Here is an 8,522-nt window from a genome sequence, read left to right as displayed (position 1 = left end):
AAGCGGTCACGTTGCCGGAATCCTCCCGTTCACGTTCACCGGAACGTCGGTCACGATCCCGGAATCACCGGTCACGTTGGTCCGGAATACTCAGCATTGCGCAAGCAGCCCAGAAGCACGTCGCCCAGCACTCTAAGACGTCGTCAGGAATGCCTGCGTTTCCGTCCGACGCAACAGCCAGCTTTTCGACCAAAGGACCTTGTGAGCCAGCATGGGCCCGGAAGAAGGTAAAGAGAAGACGGCCGGTCAAGTAGGGCCAGCCGAATTCACCTTGGCTCGGCAGGACCTGCCGTCGCGAGATTTTGGCGGTTGGGTCCGTCGGCAGTAAGGTCGACTTGTTACTTCCGGCGCCAAGGACAACCATCATCAAGACCCGAAGCCGCAGCAGGTCAGCTATCTCGAGCGGCTGGGATGTGGTTCGCCTCTGAACATCGGAAATGAAACGTTGCACCGCGTCGGCAATGCTCTTTTGAGTGTCTTTGTAGTAGGCCTGTTGGCGGCGCAGCTGCTGCCTTTCGTCTGAGCTTAGGTCGACTGGCTTGGACGCCAGCGGCTCGTTGTTGAATTGCTCGCCCCCTTCTATCGCGTTCTGCCCGTCGTCGGTCTCATCCCCAGTAGGGAGGACGATAGCTGGCGGGTCTACTCGGTCGACCGGCACGTGCGGGCTGTCGCGGCCTAGCAATGCATTGAGAAAGCCCCGAACCGATTCATGGTGAGTCGTAGCCAAGTGGCTCCCCACCTCGATACCCTTGGTCACCTCTCGCCCGGCGATGAACTCCGTGTATGGAAGTATCATCGCTGCGTTCTCAACTTCAGAGTTCTCGAGGCCAACGGACGTATCGTTGAAACCCTTCGACCGATATTCCGCCTGGTCTAGCGCCACCGCATCTATGAGCTCCAGCAGCCATAGGCCTTCAAATGCCTCGTCGTCATCCAGGAACGCGAGTGAGTTATGCACAGCCCTGGAGACCATCCGTCGCTGTGACTGTTGAATCGCCTGCTCCACAACGATGACCGCAATCGAAGACTCGACGTCATGCCACCGCACTTGGGCGAAATAGGGCAGGTCGCTGCCTGCAAAGCGATAGGAAAAAGCCTCGTCCCGGCCATGCAGTCGTACGAGCTCCCCAGCATTGCGCGCTCCGTTCTGGTCGAGCAGCAGCAACTCTGCGCCCTCCGCCGCTGCGCCGTTCGGCGGCCACCACTGAAGGATGTTTCCAGCGAGCTCGAAGCGACCAGGAAGCCTCCCTGCAAGCGCTTCCAGCGGAATTTCGTCGGTCTGGTTGTAGGCTGGCAGGTCAGCTGCAGCTATACAGGCTGCATCTGTCAGAGCCTCGCTCAAGCCGAGTAACTGCGTGGCCTGACCAGGCGGAAGCTCTCGGTAAAGGCAGACTTCCTCGTTTGCCCCAGGGACACCCTCCCGCCCCAACGCGGCGAGTGTGCAGTTTGCGCTTCCGAAAAGGACGCAGTCCCCGTCGTCTGTCTCCGCAACGAACACCTTGGCATGGGCAAACCGGCTAGGGACCGTTCCCTTCACCTTGTCGGTGTCAAAGAGTACCGTCCCTCTTTCGCGGGGAAGGGCGTGCACCGGAAACAGTGCGGTTTTTGGCTGCACGAGGACAGCAGTGGCTCCCGGCTCGAGCCTGCGTTGCATCCAACCTAGCGCGGTAAGGCTCGGGTCCCAGTAGGGGCTGGCCACGACCAGTCGCTTGACCAGGCGCTTGCCAATCAATTCGAGGAAGCGTTCGCCGATACCCTTGTCCTGAGCGTTCACGACAAAGGCCAACCGGCCGCCGCCATCAAGTTCCACAGTTGCGTTGGCATCGGTATCCGCGGCCACCTTCAACCAGGGTGTCCGGCGCATCGCCCAGTCCAGCTGCCGTCTTGCCACTGAACCATGCGCAAGAAACTGCTGCAGGTACGCGACGGCCGCCTGGAATACGGGCACCGCTTGGCGGTCTGTTTCACTCGTCAGCACCGAACCCACGACCTCAAGGTTGCCAGCCAAACCTGCGGACGTCATGTTGGCCGACGCGACGAGCAATCGGCCGGCTTTGGTCCCTAACTGAACTATGACTTTGGGATGGAACACGCCCGAGGAGCGCGCACCGGTAACCGAGTACCGTCGCCCGGCGTGCGCAGGCCGCTGGAACGCATCGCTCATGGACAGCCCGAGCATCCGGTCGTCGGCGATGAGCATATTGTTGTGGCAGCCGGCTTCTCGCAGCCGGCCAAGGACGATGGATTCGTACGCGCTGAAGTCGACGCCGAAGGTCGTGACGATACTACTGTGGTAGCCAGCGTCACTGAAACAGTCAAAGAGCTTCATGCGGCCTCCAAGACCTTGAGGCCGGCGGATGTCGGGGCAGTCGGCGAGAGCAAGTGGATGTCCTGCAAGAATGTGATGGCCGATGCTAAGCGCGGGTTGGTCAGAGCAGGGCCGTCTTTTCTGCGAAGACGCACTCGACCTTCGTCGTCTTCGATAAGGAACGTGTAGTCCCCCTGACCTCTGAACTTGTGGATTGCGACCCAGAGATGGCGCTCCATGACTCTCCGCTTGACTAACTGCCCGAGAAAGTCGGCCAGAGGAATCGTGGCGTTCTGGCTCAGGTAGGTCAGCTCGGTCACGATGGACTGAATGTGAGTCTTTTCGGCAATCACCGGAAGTTGCGCCGCGACTTGGGGTACTAGGCTACCGTACCGCTTGTACAGAACCGCAAGCAGACGAACCGCCCCCGCCGCTGAAGTTGAGGTTGTGACCGCAAGTGGGTCCGCCATCTTGAGCACGGCTTTGTGAAGCGCGAATTCGCTCACTACCTGGCTAGCCGACCAGGCGTTCTCCGAAAGGTCGATGGAGGCGACGAGCTTCTCCCACGTCTCGTGGCCACCCAGCGCGGCGTGAAGTGCCGTCACTACTCGGCCCATCAACCGGTCCATCGGCATCCCGTTGGGGGCAAGCCCGAGAACATCCAATGAGTACTTCAGGAGCGCCTCGTAGCATACGTGCAGAAGGTCGTTTGCTTGGTATGCGCCCCATGCGTCCCTTTGAGCGCTCTCATCGGCTGGAAGGGGGGGAAGGCTTGCGCCGGCGGCATCGTGTGATGAGTACAGCGCCCAACGGACAGCGTTGGCGTCCACGCGGCCGACTGCCTGAGCAACTCGCAGGACCAGCCTCAGGCTGAGCCGGCGCGCATTCGCCTTCGGGGATACCTTTAGCGAAGCGCCGAGAAGCAGTTCTTCGTAAAGCCGTCGTTCCTCTCCTGCGTGGTCGATGCGCGAGGGGAGCATTTTCTGGAGTGTCCGCAGCTCACTCTTGGTAACACGGGCCTTGGCGGCCACGCTCAGGAAGAGAGGGGCGGCATCCCCGATGGCAGCCTCGAAGGCGAGGGCAAGAGTGTCGCCCGAGTCCGGGGTTGGCACGGGAATGGAGTGCTTTTCGAGGTACTGCAGCAATCCCACCTCGACAAGCTGGGCGCCGTAGGCTGCACCGAATGCGCCGAATCTTTGCGCCAGATACTGCGGGGCACCGCTATCGAGGTCGCAGTTCTTCGAGAAGTCCAACTCACCGTCGGGAAAGGTGGCGACAGCTCCAATCGCCCAGGTGACCCCTGCAACCCCGAGCTCATACGCTGCGTCTGCTGTGGACGCCGCGGCAACCTTCTCGCCACCCTCAAGCGCGGTGACAAGTGCGTAGAGTGCTTCTGCACGGCGCAGGTAGCCACGCCACGCGTTGGGCGATACGTCTCCGGTGTGCTTTGCATAGGAATGGGAGAGCCAGGTGTACAGGCCGTAGTAGCGCATCCGCAGCGTCACGTTGCCGATGCCGGGCATGAGCTGCTGGTAGAGCGCGATGCTTGTCGTCTGCATGCCAAGCGGGTCCAAGCCGCGCTTCTCCGCGCGTTGTGTCCATTCAGGTATCCCAGTAGTCACTGTCCCTCCGTGTCGCCTCGTCATTTGAGGCTAGGTTATTGTTGAAAACCAGTTCTTGCCCGCGGACAGGCTCTTTCGCCACATGGTGTCCACTCGAGCTGTGTCGCCGTCAATAATACGGCTGTAGGCCAAGTCCCACTGGAGTGGACATCCGTAAACACGCCTTGCAGCACGTGCTTTGGACACTATCTTTAAACGAGGTCTCGACCTCAGGAAAGCTCAGTTAGAAGCTGATGAATGTCAGGTTCGAAGAAGTCTGAACAGCCGGGGAAGAAGACGAAGCGCCTCTGACACTGACAGGGCCAGTGCAATGTCGGCAGTGTTTTTGCCCGAGGCGTACTGGTATTGCAAGCAAGGCGTGAAAGCTAGGCGAACCAGTGCTTCTTGCCACTTGTTGGCCAGCGTCGTGTGGTTGCCGTAGCCCCGGCGCAGCACCACGCGCCCGAACTGGGCAATCACGCGCAGGGCGTACTCCAGAATTTCAGGCGTCACGTTGTCGCAGTCCACAAGAACTGCCACACGCGTTTCGCCAGTTGCCACCGCACCGTTCATTTGACAGGCTCCAAAGTTGAGCTTCCATCATATTCGGCGGCAATGCTTCAACGACAAGAAAATCCAAACTCCACATTCAAAAAAATATCCGAACCAGCACTGCTTGGCTCGCGGAAAAAAGCAATGAAATTTCGTTGGATACTTTTTGTTTCATGTGCTATAACGTATATCTATTAGGAATATAAAACGGATACGCTAGATAGCTCACTATGGCACGCCCCAAAAGCAAAACTGAAGCGACAACGCTAAAAATGACCCCCGAGGTTCGAGACCTATGGGAGCGTTGCGCCGCGACTGAACACCGTACCCTCACCAACATGTTTGAGGTCATGGTGCGCGAGCACGCCAAGAAGCTCAAGCTCAAGCCGGCCCCTGCGCCCGCAGTCCAATCCACAGAACCACCAGATAACAAGTAATCCCAAGATATATGGCTCAAAATTTCTCAGAACTCGCGAATTTCGTATGGTCCGTCGCCGACCTCTTGCGGGGCGACTACAAAGCAGCCGATTACGGCAAGGTCATCCTTCCCCTGACCCTCCTACGCCGCCTTGACTGTGTGCTTGAGGGCACCAAAGAACAGGTTCTTGAGGAGCATGCCAAGCACAAGGGCGAAGGCGACGCCCCTGCCAGCCTTGACCGCATCCTCAAACGTAAAAGCAAGCAGGCCTTCTACAACACCAGCCCCTTCACGCTGCAGACCCTGCTGGATGACCAGAAGCACATTCGCCAGAACCTGACGGCCTACATCGGCGAGTTTTCGGCCGATGCGCGCGACGTGTTCGAGCGTTTCAAGTTCCTCGAACGCGTAGTGGAACTCGATGACAAGGACCTGCTGTTCATGCTCATGCAGAAGTTCGCCAGCATCGACCTGCACCCCGATGCCGTGCCCAATGAAACCATGGGCTTGGTGTTCGAGGAGCTCATTCGCAAGTTTGCTGAAGCGTCTAACGAAACGGCCGGTGAGCACTTCACGCCGCGCGAAGTCATCCAGCTCATCGTGCATTGCCTGTTTTCCGGGGACAGCGAAGCACTGTCCAAGCCGGGCGTGGTGCGCTCCATGTACGACCCCACCGCCGGGACGGGCGGCATCCTGTCCGTGGGTGAGGCCGTGGCCCGCTCCATCAACAAATCGGCCAAGATGGTGCTGTTCGGCCAGGAGCTCAACGATGAGTCCTACGCCATCTGCAAGGCCGACATGCTCATCAAGGGGCAGGACCCCAAGAACATCGTGCGGGGCAACACATTGTCGGCAGACGGCTTCCCCGACGAGAAGTTCGACTACGGCGCGGCCAATCCCCCATTCGGGGTGGACTGGAAGAAGGTGCTTGACCCCATCAAGGCCGAGCACGAAACAAAAGGCTTTGCCGGTCGCTTCGGGCCGGGCCTGCCCCGCGTTTCGGACGGCTCATTGCTCTTCCTGATGCACCTGATTTCCAAAATGCGCCCTGCTGCCGAAGGTGGCGGCCGCATTGGCATCGTGCTAAACGGCTCACCCCTTTTCACGGGAGATGCCGGTTCCGGGGAATCCGAAATCAGGCGCTGGCTGCTCGAAAACGATATGTTGGAGGCCATCATTGCGCTGCCCAACGACATCTTTTTCAATACCGGAATAGCCACGTATATTTTTCTCTTGGATAACGACAAAAAAGCTGACCGCAAAGGCAAGGTCCAGCTCATCGACGCGACGCGCATGCACACCAAGATGAAGAAAAGCCTTGGTAGCAAACGCGTGCGCATCACGGACGAGCAGATTGCCGAAATCGTGGGCGTCTATGCTGCGGGTGCCAAGGACGTCACTTTTGAGCTGGAGTTCAAGGAGCCGGTGAAATCAGTTGGCACCAGCCCGGCAGAGGTACCAGCCCGCCGGATTGTGTCCAAGGTCTTTGAAAACAAGTTTTTTGGCTATCGCAAGGTGACGGTGGACCGCCCCCTGGCAGAAGGCAAGACTGGGAAATTCAAAAAGGGCGAGAAGCCTTTTGACAAAGACCTGCGCGACACCGAGAGCGTTCCGCTCACCGAGTTCATCGACGCGTACTTCAAGCGGGAGGTGCTGCCGCATGTGCCCGACGCTTGGGTGAACAAGGACGTCAAGGACGAAAAGGACGGTCTTCCAGGCAAGGTTGGCTATGAAATCAACTTCAACCGGTATTTCTATGTCTATAAGGCACCGCGCAAGCCAGCGGTGATTGCAGAAGAAATCCTGGAGATGGAGAAGCGCTTTGTGGAGTTGATGAAGGGGGTGACGGCATGAGCGGGTGGGCGCAGACGCGACTGCGCTATGTGACTGACCTCAATCCTCCAGTTCGTGCTGACCTACTTGCGGCGCTTGATACGGAACTTTCATTTTTGCCAATGGACTCCATCGGCGAAAACGGTTCGTTGAACCTTGAGCGAACCCGCCCCATCGCAGAAGTTCGAAACGGGTACTCATACTTCGAAGACGGAGATGTTGCGTTTGCCAAAGTAACGCCCTGCTTTGAAAACGGTAAGGGTGCTCTCATGCAGGGCCTAGAAAATGGCGCTGGCTTTGGAACAACTGAAATAACTGTTCTTCGTCCAAAGACGGGGACAAACGCAAGGTACCTGCGTTATATCGTTCAAAGTGAAATGTTTCGGCAACTCGGTGTCGGCGCAATGACTGGGGCAGGCGGCCTAAAACGGGTGCCTGACGACTTCACCCGGGACTTTAAGACTGACTGGCCCGGGGCAGTAGACCAAGAACGCATCGCCAACTTTCTTGATGACAAGACGGCGCGGATTGATGCTTTGATTGCAGAGAAGGAACGGCTGCTCTCGCTTCTGGGTGAATCGCGTGAATCCGTGACTGAGCTTGCGGTTATGCCCACAGACGGTACGCCGCTAAAACCTTTAAAACGAGTGACTCTTCGAATCATCACGGGCCCTTTTGGGAGCGCATTACATTCGTCGGAGTATGTAGAAGACGGGGTGCCGGTGATTAACCCGTCCCACATCGTAGGAAATTCAGTTTGCCCTGACCGGAACGTTTCGGTAACGAAAGAAATGGCAATGAGCCTGTCGTCCTACTGGTTGAGCCCAGGTGAGTTGGTTGTGGGACGGAGAGGCGAAATGGGCCGCTGCGCAGTAGTACCTTTGGAGGGAAAGGGGTGGCTGTGCGGCACGGGTAGCCTGCTGGCAACCCCAGACCCTCCACAAGTGCTACCGGACTATCTGCAGTTGGTAGTGTCCAGCCGTGCCTCAAAAGACTGGCTCTCACTTGAGTCAGTGGGGAGCACGATGGAAAATCTGAATGGCGAGATTCTTGGACGACTGCCGGGATTTTTCCCTTCGATTTCGGTCCAAGCTGACCGATTGAGTAGAGCCCACGTTGCATTGCACACACATGACGAATTAATAAAGCATGTTGCAGAGCACATCGCCCGCCTCCGGGAATACCGCTCCTCGTTGATTTCAGCGGCGGTGACGGGGCAGTTGGACGTAGGCGCCGCCGAGGTGGCCGCGTGATTGGCGAACAGGACGCATTAGCCCTCAGAAGCGATGCTACCTTTTCATCCTGCCGGCAGTACCGCTACAGCCTGTGGCGCCGATGGGGTGACCCCGCGGGCGGATACGCCATGTTTGTCGGGCTTAATCCAAGCACGGCGGACGAAACGATGGACGACCCGACCATCCGGCGGTGCATCGGCTTTGCCCAGGACTGGGGCTACGCTGGGTTGTGCATGACCAACCTGTTTGCATTTCGCGCGACGCAGCCCTCGGTGATGAAGGCCGCCGCCGACCCGGTCGGGCCCGACAATGACCAAGCCTTGCTGTGCATGGCGCAGGGGGCTGGAGTCATCGTGGCCGCCTGGGGCGTCGACGGCGCGCACCAGGGCCGGGGTGACGCCGTGCGCGTCATGCTGCCCAACCTGCATTTTCTAAAGCTCACCCAGGCGGGCCACCCGTCCCATCCGCTGTACCTGCCCAAGATTTTGAGGCCGCAGCCTCTATCGCCTGCAGGCCGTTCGGCAGCTACCTGAAAAGATTATGTCTTTACGAAAAATTATGAAATCCGCATAATT

General features: G+C 58.4%; 5 protein-coding genes and 1 pseudogene. 3 read left to right on the top strand and 3 right to left on the bottom strand.

Annotated features, from left to right (window positions below):
• Positions 1 to 64: 64 nt before the first annotated feature.
• The 3 genes and pseudogenes from GZ092_RS14235 to GZ092_RS14225 form a co-directional block, all read right to left on the bottom strand.
• Positions 65 to 2,329, bottom strand: a complete 2,265-nt coding sequence (locus GZ092_RS14235) for a hypothetical protein (protein ID WP_293637342.1) — start codon at positions 2,327 to 2,329, stop codon at positions 65 to 67.
• The gene (locus GZ092_RS14230; RefSeq protein WP_293637341.1) at positions 2,326 to 3,882 is read right to left on the bottom strand and encodes a hypothetical protein; all 1,557 of its coding nucleotides are present in this window, start codon (positions 3,880 to 3,882) and stop codon (positions 2,326 to 2,328) included. Before GZ092_RS14230 ends, GZ092_RS14235 begins: the two co-directional genes overlap by 4 nt.
• A gap of 345 nt (positions 3,883 to 4,227) precedes the next feature.
• Positions 4,228 to 4,482: pseudogene (locus tag GZ092_RS14225) on the bottom strand (NYN domain-containing protein); the annotation flags it as partial.
• A 427-nt stretch (positions 4,483 to 4,909) separates the two neighbouring features.
• On the opposite strand from GZ092_RS14225, the gene GZ092_RS14220 reads away from it, so the two are divergent.
• Genes GZ092_RS14220 through GZ092_RS14210 form a run of 3 tightly spaced genes read left to right on the top strand, consistent with a single transcriptional unit; the run spans position 4,910 to position 8,480 of the window.
• The gene (locus tag GZ092_RS14220) at positions 4,910 to 6,733 is read left to right on the top strand and encodes a class I SAM-dependent DNA methyltransferase (protein ID WP_293637340.1); all 1,824 of its coding nucleotides are present in this window, start codon (positions 4,910 to 4,912) and stop codon (positions 6,731 to 6,733) included.
• Between the two features lie 29 nt (positions 6,734 to 6,762).
• Entirely contained in the window at positions 6,763 to 7,965 is a 1,203-nt protein-coding gene (locus GZ092_RS14215; RefSeq protein ID WP_293637338.1) for a restriction endonuclease subunit S, read from the top strand.
• The gene (locus tag GZ092_RS14210) at positions 7,962 to 8,480 is read left to right on the top strand and encodes a DUF1643 domain-containing protein (RefSeq protein ID WP_293637336.1); all 519 of its coding nucleotides are present in this window, start codon (positions 7,962 to 7,964) and stop codon (positions 8,478 to 8,480) included. Before GZ092_RS14215 ends, GZ092_RS14210 begins: the two co-directional genes overlap by 4 nt.
• The last annotated feature ends 42 nt before the right edge of the window (positions 8,481 to 8,522 follow it).

This window comes from Polaromonas sp. (assembly GCF_010365105.1).
In the GTDB taxonomy this organism is placed as follows: Bacteria; Pseudomonadota; Gammaproteobacteria; order Burkholderiales; family Burkholderiaceae_C; genus Polaromonas.
This window is presented reverse-complemented; position numbering and strand designations above follow the sequence as displayed.